Consider the following 13,867-nt stretch of genomic DNA (forward strand, 5'->3'; position numbering starts at 1 on the left):
ATTCACACCGCCCACCCGCATCCCTTCATGAAAAAACACCTGCTTCTGCTGCCGCTGCTGGCCGCCGGCGTCACCGGCTGCCCGTCGAACTCCCTGAAAACGGCCAGTTCCGCCGATAAGCCCGACATCCTGCACGCGGCCCTGGATACCACCGTGGCCCCCGGCGACGACTTTTTCGCCTACGCCAACGGCACCTGGCTCAAGGACAACCCCATTCCGGCCTCGGAAAGCAATATGGGCATCGGCAAAAAGGTGCAGAACGAGATTTATACCCGCCTGCGCCAGACCAGCATTGAGGCGGCGGCTGCCAAAGCGGCGGCCGGCAGCAACCAGCAGAAAATCGGCGATTTCTGGGCCGTGGGCATGGATTCGGTGAAAGCCGACCAACTTGGGGCTGCGCCGCTGAAGCCGGAGCTGGACCGCATCGCGGCCATGAAAAGCGTGGCCGATGTGCCGGGCGTCATCGCCCACGAAATTCCGCTGGGCGTGCGCGCCCTCATCGGCCCCGTGGTGTACCAGGATGCGAAGAAAAGCGACCAGATTGCGCTGTATCTAAACCAAGGCGGCCTCGGCCTGCCCAACCGCGACTACTACTTCAACACCGACTCACGCACCAAAAACATTCGCGCCGAGTACCTGAAGCACGTGGCCAACACTTTCCGGCTACTCGGCCAGGATGCTGCGATGGCCGCCATCAGTGCCAGCCGCGTAATGGCCCTGGAAACGGCGCTGGCCAAGTCGTCGCGTAAGCTGGAGGCCTTGCGCGACCCTTACGCCAACTACCACAAAATGGGTGTAGCGCAGCTCGACAAGCTCACACCGGGCCTGAACTGGAAAACCTGGCTGGGCCAATTGGGCATTTCCACGCTGGATTCCGTCATCGTGGGCCAGCCCGAGTTTTACCAAACGGCCGGGCAGTTGCTTAAAACCAAGCCGCTCGACGACTGGAAAGCTTACCTGACTTGGCAGCTGGCGCGCACGTTCTCGCCCACGCTTAGCAGCAACTTCGTGAACGAGAGCTTCCACTTCTACGGCACGGTGCTCAACGGGGCCAAGGCGCTACGCCCGCGCTGGAAGCGGGTGCTCGACATGCAAGAAGATGCCTTAGGTGATGCGCTGGGCCAGCTTTTCGTGAAGGAATACTTCAAGCCCGAAGCCAAAGCCCGCTACGACACACTGGTAAAAAACGTGGTGGCATCGTTTGCCGAGCACATTCAGAAAGTAGACTGGATGAGCGCGCCCACCAAAGTAGTGGCGCTGGATAAGCTCCACAAAATCACCCCCAAAGTGGGCTACCCCAATAAGTGGAAAGACTATTCGGTTCTGCAAATCGACCGCAGCTCACTGGCGGCCAATGTGATGCGCGCCAACCACTGGCAGTATAACTATGCGCTTAATAAACTAGGCAAGCCCGTGGACCGCACCGAGTGGGACATGACGCCCCAGACGTATAACGCCTACTACAATCCTTCCAACAACGAGATTGTGCTGCCGGCCGCCATTTTTGCCGTGCCCGGCCTGCTCGACGCCGATGCCGACGACGCGCTGGTGTATGGCTACGCCGGGGCCAGCACCATCGGCCACGAGCTGACGCACGGTTTCGACGACGAGGGCAGCCAGTTCGATGCCAAAGGCAACCTGCACGAGTGGTGGAGCAAGGCCGACCGCCAGCGCTTCAACCAGCGCGTAAACGGCATTGTGAAGCAGTTCAACGGCTACACCCTGCTCGATTCGCTGCACATCAACGGCAAGGCCACAGCCGGCGAAAACATTGCCGACTTGGGCGGCATCGTCATCGCCCTCGATGCCTTCAAGAAAACCAAGCAATACAAGGAGGGCAAGAAAATCAACGGCCTCACGCCCGTGCAGCGCTATTTCCTGGGCTATGCCCTGGGCTGGCAGAGCCACCAGCGGGACGAAAGTCTCGCCTCGCGGCTGCTCACCGACGTGCACTCGCCCGCCCAGTACCGTGTGAATGGCCCCATGGCCGATGTGCCGGCTTTCTACGAAGCCTTCGGCATCAAGCCCGGCCAGAAGCTCTACCGGCCAGATTCGACGCGAGTGGTGATTTGGTAGCCGCCTGTCATTGCGAGTGGAGCGCAGCGGAACGCGCAATCCGTCCTCTCGATGCGACCAGCCCTGAGATGTGATAAAGCCTTTTTTAACAACAGAAAGCCCCAATACTTCGCGGTATTGGGGCTTTCTGGTAAAAGAATCTGGGTTTGACAGGACGGATTGCCACGCTCCACTCGCAATGACAGGTGCGCCTACCCTTTCGCCGCCGGCATACTCACCGTCACGTTAGTCCCAGCGCCTGGCCGACTCTGAATCACCAGCGTGCCGCCGTGCCGGTGCACGAAGGCGCGGCACAGGGCCAAGCCCAAACCCAGGCCGGTAGCCTGCGGCACGGGCGACGGCTCGGGCAGCGCCGGGCCGCTCATGAGCGACGACACGGTGGCAGCGCTCATGCCCGGTCCGGTATCGGTGCAACTGAGGAGGACCATGCGGGGGTCGTCGGGGTCAGGGGCGGCTTCGAGGTGGACGTGGCCGCCGGCGGGCATGAATTTCAGCGCGTTGCCCACCAGGTTGCGTAGGATGGTGCGCGTCATGTTGCGGTCGGCCAGCAGGCGCAAATCGGGCGGGGCGGCCATGGTGATGTGCTGCCAGCTGGCGGCGGCCGTGGTCTGGTACAGGGCCTGGCACTCGGCAAACAGCTCCGTGACCAGCAGGGGCGTGGGGCGGCAGTCCAGCTCGCCGGTCTGGCTCACGGCCCAGTTCAGCACGTTGTCGAGCAGATGGTTGAGACTGTCGGAGGCCTGGCGCACCAGTGCGGGCAGGCGGGCGAGGCCGGCCTGGTCGTTCTGGGCGATGTAGGAATCAATGAGGCTGGTGACGCCGGCAAAGGCCGTGACCGGCCCGCGCAGGTCGTGGGCCACAATGGCGTAGAGCTTGTCCTTGAACACGGCCACGGCGCGCAGTTCGGCCGAGGCTTTTTCCAGGGCGCGGTTGTTGGCGGCCAGGGCGGTGCGGCTGCGGCGCAGGTTGCGGTGCAGGTACACTGCTACCAGCAACCCCATAGCCAGAATAGCCACGGCCGTCCCCAGCACGCGGTTGTGCCAGCCCTGCTCAGCCTGCTGCGCCGTGAGCTGGCGCAGCCGGCGGGCGCGTTCCTGGGTTTCGTAGCTGACCTGGGCCGCCGCCAGGGTTTGCATGGTCTGGCGGTTGTTCAGGGTATCGTTCAGGTCCACGTAGCGCTTGTTCCACTCGTAGGCGTCGCGGTAGTTATCGTGCTCGGCGGCTTCGGCGGCCAGGATGCTGTAGGCATCGAGCACGCGCTCCAGGTAGCCGCTTTGGCGGGCCAGGGCCAGGGCTTCGCGCACGGCGGCATCGGCCCGGTCGGGCTGGTCGGTCTGGATGTAGTACATCGCAAACAAAATCAGCTGCTCGGCCTGGTTGCGGGCCGCGTGCTGGCGGCGGCTGATGGCCAGCGCCTGCGTAAGAAGCCGTTTCACCCGGGGCAGGCGTCCCAGCTGCATCTGGTAGGTGGCCAGGCTGGAGAGGTAGGTCGATTCGGCGGTGGAGTCGCTTTCGCGGCGGGCCAGGGCCAAGGCCAGCGAATCATAATGCAACGCCTGCGGCACCTGTCGCCGAAAGAAGAACAGACTGCCCACATTTCCCAGCAGCTTCATGCGGGTATGGCCGCTCACCCCCGACCGCTGGCTGAGCTGCAGCGCCCGCTGGTAGTGTCGCCAGGCCGTGGTGGAGTCGCCGCGCTCGTGGTAAATACTGCCCTGCGCGGTGTACACGCGCATCAGCGCATCGGTGTCGTGCTGGTTGCGGGCCAGCTCCTGGGCTTCGTTCAGCAGGTTCAGGGTTTCCGGGCCATTGGATAGGTTGGCGTAGCAGCTGGCCAGGTTCAGCAGGCTGCGCAGCAGGCCGGGGGCTTGCTCATCGGCGGGCAGGGTGCGGGCCAGGGCCACGGCGGCTTCCCCGTAGGGCAGGGCGCGGGCGGGCTGCTCATCGTGCAGCCGGTAGCACATCGCCGTGAGCAGGCGCAACCGGGTGGTATCGGGCAGGCGGGTGGCCAGCTGCCGACGCAATACCTCGGTGCTGACCGGCACGGCGGCCCCGGCTCCGGCGGGCACCAACGGCACCAGCAGCCCCAGGGCTAACAGCCATCTCAGCAAAAAAACGGGCCGCGTCATAAATGGCTGCATAGTGCTAGTCAAAGATAAGCACTATGCCGTCAACTTTCACGCTTTAATGCTATTTCAGCATCACCACAGATTCCCAATTTGAATTCCCGCATTTAGTCGGAAAGCCGTACAGGCGGGATAACAATTGTTTTTACCGGATTAATCCTGATATCCGACAACTCCAAAACTGGATTGCAGGCATGATGATGCAATTTCCAGCCCCTGCCCCAAATAGTGTACCGGGCCGACGGCTTAGCCCGTCAGCCCGGTTATTGGCTGAGCTTATTGCTGGGCCGCATCCCGCTCGGCCTGCCGGGCTAGCTTGGCGTTGAGGCGGGCGGCGTCGCCGCGGCGCACCACGCGGGCAATGTGAATGCTGAGCTCGTAGAGCAGCAGGATGGGGATGGTGACGATAATCTGGGCCGAAATATCGGGCGGGGTGATGACGGCCGCGATGATGAGGATGACCACAATGGCATGCTTGCGGTAGGTCTGCATGATTTCGGGCGACACGATGCCGGCCTTCGCCAGGAAGAACACAATCATGGGCAGCTCGAACACGAAGGCGCACGACACGCTCATGGTGGTGAGCGTGCTCAGGTAGCTCTGCATGTCAATCTGGTTTTCAATGCTGGCATCAACCACGTAGCCGGCCAGGAAGTTGATGCTGAGCGGCGCGGCGATGTAGTAGCCGAACAGCAGCCCCATGATGAACAGTATCGACACGAAAAACACAGCCCCCTGCGAGTTCTGACGCTCGTGCGGGTAGAGGCCGGGCTTCACGAAGCGCCAGATTTCCCAGAATAAATACGGAAACGCCAGCAGAATGCCCACGATGAACGACGTGCTGATGTGCATGGTCAACTGCCCGCTCATCTCGCGGTTCTGAATCACGAAGCCGATTTTATCGATGCACAAATCCGGTGCGTGCACCCACTGCCCGAACTTGCAAAACATGCGGTAGGTCCAAAAATCGGGGCGCGAGGGACCCAGAATCAGGTCGTGAAACAGGAAATCCTTGGCGAAAAACGCGCCGGTGGCAAACACCACCACCGAAATAGCCGCCCGGATGATGTGCCAGCGCAACGCCTCCAGGTGGTCGATGAAGGACATTTCGTGCTGTTCGCCCAGCGGTTTGTTTTGTTGTTGAGGTTGCACGGAGGGGAATCAGGGGGAATAAACAGGAGGAGTAACGAACTAAAACAGAACGTCATGCTGAGCGAAGCCGAAGCATCTCTACCGCAATACTATTCCTTTCGATTGGGATTAGTTGCGCGGTAGAGATGCTTCGACTTCGCTCAGCATGACCGCCTGGTTGGTTCGCTTGACGGCCAGTGGCCGCCCTACATACGTAAGAACCTACGCGAACAGTGGGTAGTCCTGCAGCCAGGCGTTCACCTGCTGGCGCACCTGCCCGATGCGGGTGTCGTTGTCGTGGTTCATCAGGGTTTCGTCAATCAGCTCCACGATGCGGTGCATGTCGGTTTCGCCCAGGCCGCGGGTAGTTACGGCGGCCGAGCCAATGCGGATGCCGCTGGTCACGAAGGGCGACTTGTCGTCGAACGGCACCATGTTTTTGTTGATGGTGATGTCGGCTTTTACCAGCGTGTTCTCGGCCAGCTTGCCGCTGAGGCCTTTCGAGCGCAGGTCGATTAGCATGAGGTGGTTGTCGGTGCCGCCCGAGATGATGTCGTAGCCCAGGCTCACGAAGCCTTTGGCCAGCGCCTGGGCGTTGCGCGCCACCTGCTGGGTATAGGTTTTGAAGTCGTCGCTCAGCGCTTCGCCGAAGGCTACGGCTTTGGCGGCGATGACGTGCTCTAAGGGTCCGCCCTGGGTGCCGGGGAATACGCCCGAGTCGAGCAGGGCCGACATAGGGCGGATTTCGCCTTTCGGGGTTTTCAGGCCGAAGGGGTTGTCGAAATCCTTGCCCAGCATGATGAGGCCGCCGCGGGGGCCGCGCAGGGTTTTGTGGGTAGTGGTGGTTACGATGTGGCAGTGCTCGAAGGGCGAGTTCAGCAGGCCGGTGGCGATGAGGGCCGAGGGGTGCGAGATGTCGGCCAGCAGCAGGGCACCTACTTCGTCAGCGGCTTCGCGCAGGGCGGCGTAGTTCCAGTCGCGCGAGTAGGCCGAGGCCCCGCAGATAATCATTTTTGGGCGCTCGCGGCGGGCAATGTCCTTGATTTTGCTCCAGTCGATGAGGCCGGTTTCGCGCTCCACGCCATAGAAGCTGGGCTGGTAGAGCTTGCCCGAGAAGTTCACGGCCGAGCCGTGGGTGAGGTGGCCGCCGTGGCTGAGGTCGAAGCCGAGGATTTTATCGCCGGGCTGCAGGCAGGCCAGCATCACGGCGGCATTGGCCTGGGCGCCCGAGTGGGGCTGCACGTTGGCCCACGCCACGCCGAACAGCTGTTTGATGCGGTCGATGGCCAATTGCTCCACCTGGTCCACGATTTCGCAGCCGCCGTAGTAGCGCTTGCCGGGCAGGCCCTCGGCGTACTTGTTGGTGAGCACGGAGCCTTGGGCGGCCATCACCTGGTCCGAAACGTAGTTTTCGGAGGCAATGAGTTCGAGGCCGTGGGTCTGGCGGGTTTTCTCCTGCGCGATGAGGTCGAAAACGGCGGTATCGAGGAGGCGGGCGGGGGCGGCTGTTTGCATGGGCGTAAAGGTAATAGGGGATAAGGGAGGTGCATGAACATCACTCCCCTCCTTAGCCAAGGAGGGGATGTTTTCGCGCAGCGAAAACGGGGGTGGTTTGATTCGTTGAACGATGGACGAACGACGCGGCTGAACAATAGCTGCATCTCCAAATAAAAACACAGCCTATTACGGCGCGGGCCTTCGTTCGCCCATCGTTCAACGAATCCAACCACCCCCGTTCGAGCCGTTGGCTCGAACATCCCCTCCTTGTCCAAGGAGGGGAGTTGTGGTTCGGCTGCCTGGTTTCCCCATTTCCGTTGTTACTTGCTATGGCCTTTACTTTCTGCTATGCCCACGCCCCTTGCTGAAACCCTTACTCAACTGCGCATTGGCAATCAGAAATTTCTGATTGACTTTTATCAGCGCAGCCGACACCTGTTTGCCCGCTGGGCGCAGCGCAAGCACCAGCTGCCGCCCGACAAGGCCCACGGCCTGCTGCAAGACACGCTGCTCGATTTCTACGACCATGTGGCCGATGGCCGCATCACCCGCATGCCCGAGGACTTGCGCGCCTACCTCTACGGCATGGCCCAAGAGCGCATTGCGGCCCACGTGCCCGCCCACCAGCCCCTGCCCGCCGCCGAGGCCAGCCGCCGCCAGCGCCTGCTGGCCCAGTTCAACCAGCTCAGCACCGACTGCCAGCAGGTGCTCACCTACTTCTACTTCCGGGGCTACCATTTTGAGAAGATGGGCGGCAAAATGGGCTTTCCCAATGCCACCGTGGCTCGCCGCCAGAAAAGCGTCTGCCTGCGCAAGCTGTATGACCTGGTGCGCGGCGGCTATGAGCCAATAACCGGCGAGGTGGTGTGAGGCGCGGCACGTTTATAAAAAGAACGTCATGCTGAGCAAAGCCGAAGCATCTCTACCGCGCCACTAACTCTTTCGATTGGATTACTATTGCGGTAGAGATGCTTCGACTGCGCTCAGCATGACGTTCTTTTGTATTGCTACTATCTGACGTTCTTTTGTTAAAAGAACCCATTTACCCTAACCATCCCCCCTCCCCTTCGCCCCGTGCCCATAGACCTCCGCCCTTATTTCGATGAGCTCGAACGCTTCGCCGATGGCCAGATGAGCCCGGCCGAGCAGGATGCCTTCGAGCTGCGGCTGGAGCAGGACGAAGCCCTGGCCGACGCCCACGCCGCCTACGAGCAGCTGACCGCCGACCTGCGCTGGGCCGCCGGCCACGACACGCTGCGCCAGCGCCTGCAATCCCTCGACGACCGCATGAACGAGCGCGGCAGCGCCCTGGCCCGCGCCCACCACCTGGCCCAGCGCCGCCAACGCCGCTGGGCCGTGTGGGGTACCGTGGGCGCGGTGCTGCTGCTGGCCGCCGGCGTGGCGGCCTGGTACCTGGCCCGCCCCACCCTGGCCCGCCCCGCCCACAATTGGGAAGCCTACTACCAGCCCGACCCCGGCCCCGCCGTGACCACCGGCCTGCTGCACAGCCGCCCCCTGCTGGCCGAAGCCCTCGACCAGTACCAGTCGGGCCACTACCCGGCCGCCCTGCACTCGCTGGGCCGTGTGAGCCCCGCCAACGTGGGGGCCGATACCCTGCTCTACCTGCGCGGCCTGATGCTGCTGCGCCAGGGCCAGGGCAACGCCGCCCAACTCTACCTGCGCCGCGTGAGCGACGATAGCGCCGGCCGCTCCGGCGAGCTGGCCCGCCGCGCCCGCTACCACCTCGGCATGGCCTATTGGCAGGCCCAGGAGCTGGCCCCCGCCCTGGCCACCCTCCGCGCCGTGGCCACCGATTCGCTCAGCCCCTACCGCGCCTCGGCCCGCCGGGTAGTGGCGGCGGGGGTGCTGGACGGGAAGTAGTCCTGCCAATTGGCGTTACAAGGCAGCTTCGGTAACTAAGGCAAATCCCAATATCTATTGTGCAACAAGAAGCCCCGGCCGCTGACGCAGCCGGGGCTTCCGGAAACAGGCGGAAACGCGCGGGGCGCGGCCCTCGCCTCAGTCTTTCACCACGCGCTGGCGCAGCACCTGCCCGCCCACGGTGGCCGTGAGGATGTAGGGGCCGGCCGCGCAGGTGGGCTGCACCCGCACGGGGGCTGCGCCGGGCGTGAGGGCCTGCTCTTGCTGCCACACTTCGCGGCCCATCGCATCGAGCAGGCGCAGGGTGGCGGTGGTGGCGGTGGGGTGGTTCAGGGCCACGGTCAGCTCGGGGCCGAACTGCGTGGGGTAGGCGGCCAGCGTGGCCGGGGCCGCGTCGAAGCGCAGCAGCTGGGGGTCGTAGTAGTGGGCGGTGCCGTCGCGGTCGTCCTGGCGGAGGCGGTAGTATCGGGGGCCGGTCTTGCCCTCGGCAGCATCCACGAAACGGTAGGTGCGGGGGGCACTGCTATTGCTGCCCTCGGCGGCCACGAAGCCGATTTGCTTGAAGCTGTGGCCATCGAGCGAGACTTCGAGGCCGAAGCCCTGGTTGTTTTCCTCAGTCGCCGTGGCCCAAGTGAGGACGGCATCGGCGCCCTGACGCTCGGCCCGGAAGGCGGTGAGGCCCACCGGCAGCGGCGCGGTGATGTCGCCCAGCGTCCAGCGCGAGAAGCCGCTCACGCCGCTGAGCGTGGCAAAGCCGCTGCCGGCGCTGGTGAGGCCCTTGTTCTGCCAGGTCACGCCGTTGTCCACCGACTTATAAAAGCGCAGGTTGGCGGGCGTGATGCCGTTCAGCTCGTGGGCGAAGTAGCTCATGGTCAGGCCCAGGTTCAGGCCGGTGATGGTGGGCGCGCTGATGTCGAAGTAGCGCAGAATGCCCTGGTGGCCGGCCACGCCCACCGGCGCGGTGCCCGTGATGCGCGTGACCTGCGTGGCGCCCGGCAGCGTGGAGCCCACCACCGGCAGCATGGTCAGGCCCACGCCGCCAAAGTCTTCGAGCACGCCCTCGGCAGGCAGGCGGCGCACTTCCACGCGGCCCAGCACGTAGCTGGCGTCAGTTTCGGAGAGGTTGGCCAGCGGGTCAATCTTGAGGCGGTAGGGGCCGGTGGCCAGGATGCCGCTCAGCATCTGCACGCCGTTGTACACCTCGGCGTCATCGGTGAAGGTTTTCACGCCGCCGCCGTTCACTTCCAGGTTGAAGTAGAAGCCGCCGCTCACGGTCTGGTTGCCGGCCCCGGTCAGCTTCACCTTGCCCGTGGAGCAGGTGAACTGGCCGGTGTTCAGCATGTTGCCTTTCACCTCCAGGTCGCCCAGCGTCTGGGCGAAGGTGCCGGTGCTGGTGTTGGTGAAGTTGCCGTTGATGAGAATGTCGCCGCCCGTATGGTTGAGCACGCCCGCGTTGGTGAGGTCGCCGAGCACCACCGTCAGGCCGCTTTCCACCACCATAAGCTGGCCGTTGCTCACCGAGAACGAGTTCAGGATGGTGGTGGCCTGGCTCACGAGGCTGTTCACGCCGCTGGTGCCGGTGTTGGTCACGTTTGTCACGCTGTTGCCGGTGAGCTCGGCGCGGCCCGCTGCCACGCCCATGGCGGTGAGGGAGGCGCTGCTCACGCCGGTCAGGCTCACCTGGCGCACGGTGTTGCCGGTTACCTGGTTGGTGAGGGTGGTGCTATTACCGCAGCTCATCACAATGCCCTTGAAATTCTGGGTGCCCGCGTTCTCCCAGATGCCGCCGGTGGCCCCGGCCGTGCGCCCGCCAATGAAGTTGCCGCTCACCAGCGCCCCATTAGCCCCGGAGCCGGGGCGGAAGTCGATGGCCGTCTGGGCCGTCATGGGGATGGCCGTGGCATTGTAGTAGAAGCTGTTGCCGCTGATGGTCCACTGGTCGCCGTTGCCGGCCCCTACGAATACGCCGGCGCGGCTGAAGTTGAAGAGCTGGCTATTGAGCAGGCTGAAATTGTCGTTGGTTCCGCCGCCCGCGCTGGCCGCGTACAGCAGGTTGGCGGGCAGCAGGGCCGGGTCGGCATTACCCACGAAGCTCTGGATAATGGTGTTGTTGTCGTTGCCGCTGGTCAGGCCGGCACCAATTACCACCACGCCGCTGGTCAGCAGCGTGTTCGAGCCCAGCACGATGGCCTCGCGCACCTCGTTATTAGAAGCATCATTACCAAACACCACCGCCGGGGCAGTGAGGCTGGGCTGGCGCAGCGTGAGGGCACGGGAGATGGTACCGTTGTTGCCATTCAGGCTGGCGAAGGCGCTGCCGGCCCCGAAGGTGAGCGTGCCCGTGAGCACGGTGCTAACGCCCGCCGCCGGCCCGATGATAAGCGGGTTTGCGGCCGAGCCCGTTTTGGTCAGCAGCACGTCTTCGGTGTATGCGGCATCCAGCAGGCGCAGCTCGTAAGGCTGCGTGAGGGGCGAAGGCACGGCCGCCAGCGCCGCGCCGATAGTGGTGTAGTTGCCACTGGCTCCCACCGTGATAATCACGTTGGCCTGCGCCCGCACGCCCATCATCAGCAACATGCTCAGCAGCAGGCCCACCAGCTGCCAGCGCCGGCGCACCCACCACGGCTGGGCCGGCAATGCCCCGAACGAATGCACCGGGGAAATAGAGGAGACGAAGTGTTTCATATAGCAGAAGAAAAAAGAGAAAAGCAATAGGGCATGTTGCCCGAGGTTTTGTTATCCGGTTCGGCCGGGTTTCGGCACAACTGCCGCGCTTAACCCTGGCCCAGTAAAACCATATTATTTGTTTTTGCTTTACGACATTATCCGGATTAGCTGAGCCGTATGAAGAATTGTCATTAATAGTATTTATCAAACGTAAACCACCTGCCTACCCTTCGCAACAACCCAGTCAATCATTCAAAGCCATAATGCAAATTCAATGCAATTTTCTATTCATCATCCTATCAACATCGTTTATTGGTGCCATTATTTTTTTATTATTTCAATTATTTAGTCGTTTTCAGCAAATCCAGTCAACCACTACAAATCGTATGCAGCTGTTCCGAAAACAGATTGGCATTATATAATTATTACAACAAAATCAACACTGAAAATATCATACCCATCCGCAACCATCTACAAAACCCATTCCTTTGTATAGTCATAATGCAAAACCGCCCCTGCCGATACGGGCAGAGGCGGTTTTGGGCAACAGTGTTTGGGTTCAGGCCGGCGTTAGCGCTTGCCGATGGTGTAGGCGGGCTCGCGGTTGGGCACTAGGGTCAATTTCCAGGTGTCGAGGTTAAGAGCGGCGAGATGGGCCAGCTCGGGGTTGTGGCGGTACACGCAGCCGGTATCGAGGCCCAGCGCGCCGGGATGCATGGCCGCTTTGGCGCGCACCTGGGCAGTGGGCGTGGGCACGTGGCCGTGCAGCAGGCGGCGGCCGCCCAGCCGCACGGGGTCATACACGTAGCTTTTGGTGTTGAGCATGGTGGCGTAGTCCTGGCGCATCTCGGCGGTCGGCAGGGCGAAGTTGTAGCCGGCGTGCACGAGCATGAAATCGGGCAGCTCAATCTCATATGGCAAGGTAGCCAGCCAGTTGAGGTAGGGCGCGGGGATGTCGGAGAGGCGCGACACGCCGAAGCTGCGTAGCGTGGGCAGGCGGCCGCGCGGCCCCAGCCAGTCCCAGCGCCAGCGGTGGCGGGCGGCGTCGAGCAGGGCCTGGTCGTGGTTGCCGCGCAAGCAATGCACCTGGTAGCCGGCGGCTTGCAGCCACATCAGGTAGTCGAGTACTCCGCGGCTATCGGGGCCTTTATTCACGTAGTCGCCCAGCAGGTAGAGCTCGTCCTTCCGGCTGAGATTCAGCTCTTCTTCAACCAAATGGCGAAAGGTGTGCAGGCAGCCGTGAAGGTCGGTAGTGGCGTAGCGGCTCACGGGAATAAGCGAATTGGTATTAGGATAGCCGGGAAAAGCAGAACGTCATGCTGAGCGAAGCCGAAGCATCTCTACCGCAATAGTAACCCCCTTTTGACTGGATTACTTGCGCGGTAGAGATGCTTCGGCTTCGCTCAGCATGACGTTCCTAATAGCAGAACCAGCTAGGAAGTCCTCTACTGGTCGATGGCCGAATCAGCAGCGTTGGGGTCGGTGAGGTCGGCGTTGGTATCGGTGCCGGTGATGGGCTTAATGGGGCGCGGCTCCATCTGGCCCATGCCCACGCGGGAGTTAGGGTTCAGCATTTCATCCACGCCGGGGCGGAAGTCATGCACGTCGAGTTCATCGACGGGGCGGCCGCTGGGCACGATGGTGTCGGTGTAGTCGTCGAGGGGCGGCATGTCCTGGTTGGCGCGGCCGGCGCGGCCTTCGTCCTGCGAGCGCATGTTGTCGGCGGGTGGGCTCATGTTGTCGGCGGTTTCGTTCACGCCCACGGCCGTTTCGCCGCCCGAGGTGTCGGAGCCGAAGCCCTCTTTGCCGTCGCGGTTGCCGAAGCCGCCGCGGGCAGCCTCATTTTTGGGCGGGTCGGCGTTGGGAATGTGGTGGCCGGCCTCCATTTCTTCGTTGGTCGTGTCGTCGTTGATGACGCGGATTGGGCGGTTGTTGGGGTCGATGGCCATGGGAATTGAGAAGTAAAAAAGTGATGATGCGAATTGGGAAAGGTGTACTTTGGTTTAAGCATTTGGGTTGTCTACCGCCCCACTCGCGCCATCTTTCCTCAATCCTTAAATATAGTAAAAATCATGTGGAATAACATCGACAATAGCCTGCGCCGCAGCTTCCGGTTCAGCGACTTCAAGACGGCCTTCGCCTTCCTCACCGAAGTAGCCGCCGAGGCCGAGCGCCTCGACCATCATCCGTGGTTCAGTAACGAGTATAACGTGGTGGAATTTCGCCTCCGCACCCATGATGCGGGCAACACCGTGACTCCGCGCGACCACCGGCTGGCGGCGGCTATTGATGCCGTGGCGGCGCGGTATGAGGTGAGCTGAACGACCAACTCCCCTCCTTACCAAGGAGGGGATGTTTTCGCGCCAGCGAAAACGGGGTTGGTTGTGGCGCTGAATGGTGCGGAACGATTCGTCCAGTCAAACACCAACGCCCACAACCACCCCAGCTGACGCTTCGCGCCAGCGTCCCCTCCTTACCAAGGAGGGGAG

10 protein-coding genes are annotated in these 13,867 nt (G+C 62.5%); 4 read left to right on the forward strand and 6 right to left on the reverse strand.

The features are described from left to right. The first annotated feature begins 27 nt into the window (after positions 1-27). The gene (locus ACYU70_RS19605) at positions 28-2,076 is read left to right on the forward strand and encodes a M13 family metallopeptidase (protein WP_342300770.1); all 2,049 of its coding nucleotides are present in this window, start codon (positions 28-30) and stop codon (positions 2,074-2,076) included. 191 nt (positions 2,077-2,267) lie between these two features. Here ACYU70_RS19605 and ACYU70_RS19610 read toward each other — a convergent pair whose 3' ends face one another. The 3 genes from ACYU70_RS19610 to ACYU70_RS19620 all read right to left on the reverse strand — a co-directional run bounded on the left by ACYU70_RS19610 (position 2,268) and on the right by ACYU70_RS19620 (position 6,848). Further along, positions 2,268-4,217 (reverse strand): ATP-binding protein, encoded by a 1,950-nt coding sequence (locus tag ACYU70_RS19610; protein ID WP_342300768.1) that lies wholly within the window; start codon positions 4,215-4,217, stop codon positions 2,268-2,270. A 261-nt stretch (positions 4,218-4,478) separates the two neighbouring features. Further along, positions 4,479-5,354 carry a twin-arginine translocase subunit TatC gene (tatC, locus tag ACYU70_RS19615; protein ID WP_342300766.1) on the reverse strand — a complete coding sequence of 292 codons (876 nt, stop codon included), beginning with the start codon at positions 5,352-5,354 and terminating at the stop codon, positions 4,479-4,481. A 201-nt stretch (positions 5,355-5,555) separates the two neighbouring features. Further along, positions 5,556-6,848, reverse strand: coding sequence for a serine hydroxymethyltransferase (locus tag ACYU70_RS19620; protein WP_342300764.1), 1,293 nt, complete (start codon positions 6,846-6,848; stop codon positions 5,556-5,558). A 330-nt stretch (positions 6,849-7,178) separates the two neighbouring features. Here ACYU70_RS19620 and ACYU70_RS19625 point away from each other — a divergent pair, with 330 nt between their 5' ends. Both ACYU70_RS19625 and ACYU70_RS19630 read left to right on the forward strand, forming a co-directional pair. Beyond that, positions 7,179-7,700: an RNA polymerase sigma factor gene (locus ACYU70_RS19625; RefSeq protein ID WP_342300762.1), complete on the forward strand. Its 522-nt coding sequence runs from the start codon at positions 7,179-7,181 to the stop codon at positions 7,698-7,700. A gap of 204 nt (positions 7,701-7,904) precedes the next feature. Next, positions 7,905-8,711, forward strand: a complete 807-nt coding sequence (locus tag ACYU70_RS19630) for an anti-sigma factor (protein WP_342300760.1) — start codon at positions 7,905-7,907, stop codon at positions 8,709-8,711. A gap of 138 nt (positions 8,712-8,849) precedes the next feature. Here ACYU70_RS19630 and ACYU70_RS19635 read toward each other — a convergent pair whose 3' ends face one another. The 3 genes from ACYU70_RS19635 to ACYU70_RS19645 form a co-directional block, all read right to left on the reverse strand. Further along, complete coding sequence (locus tag ACYU70_RS19635; RefSeq protein WP_342300758.1) at positions 8,850-11,396, reverse strand: autotransporter outer membrane beta-barrel domain-containing protein; 2,547 nt, start codon at positions 11,394-11,396, stop codon at positions 8,850-8,852. 552 nt (positions 11,397-11,948) lie between these two features. Next, entirely contained in the window at positions 11,949-12,647 is a 699-nt protein-coding gene (locus ACYU70_RS19640; protein WP_342300756.1) for a metallophosphoesterase family protein, read from the reverse strand. A gap of 176 nt (positions 12,648-12,823) precedes the next feature. After that, positions 12,824-13,327, reverse strand: a complete 504-nt coding sequence (locus ACYU70_RS19645) for a hypothetical protein (protein WP_342300754.1) — start codon at positions 13,325-13,327, stop codon at positions 12,824-12,826. 123 nt (positions 13,328-13,450) lie between these two features. Here ACYU70_RS19645 and ACYU70_RS19650 point away from each other — a divergent pair, with 123 nt between their 5' ends. After that, a complete protein-coding gene (locus ACYU70_RS19650) occupies positions 13,451-13,699 on the forward strand; it encodes a 4a-hydroxytetrahydrobiopterin dehydratase (protein ID WP_342300753.1) in 249 nt (82 codons plus the stop codon). Positions 13,700-13,867 lie beyond the last annotated feature (168 nt).

The sequence above is a fragment of the Hymenobacter segetis genome (assembly GCF_054776495.1).

Coding starts and splice junctions, on each gene's coding strand:
- ACYU70_RS19605 (WP_342300770.1), top strand. CDS start 28: ATGAAAAAACACCTGCTTCTGCTGCCGCTGCTGGCCGCCGGCGTCACC.
- ACYU70_RS19610 (WP_342300768.1), bottom strand. CDS start 4,217: ATGCAGCCATTTATGACGCGGCCCGTTTTTTTGCTGAGATGGCTGTTA.
- ACYU70_RS19620 (WP_342300764.1), bottom strand. CDS start 6,848: ATGCAAACAGCCGCCCCCGCCCGCCTCCTCGATACCGCCGTTTTCGAC.
- ACYU70_RS19625 (WP_342300762.1), top strand. CDS start 7,179: ATGCCCACGCCCCTTGCTGAAACCCTTACTCAACTGCGCATTGGCAAT.
- ACYU70_RS19635 (WP_342300758.1), bottom strand. CDS start 11,396: ATGAAACACTTCGTCTCCTCTATTTCCCCGGTGCATTCGTTCGGGGCA.
- ACYU70_RS19645 (WP_342300754.1), bottom strand. CDS start 13,327: ATGGCCATCGACCCCAACAACCGCCCAATCCGCGTCATCAACGACGAC.
- ACYU70_RS19650 (WP_342300753.1), top strand. CDS start 13,451: ATGTGGAATAACATCGACAATAGCCTGCGCCGCAGCTTCCGGTTCAGC.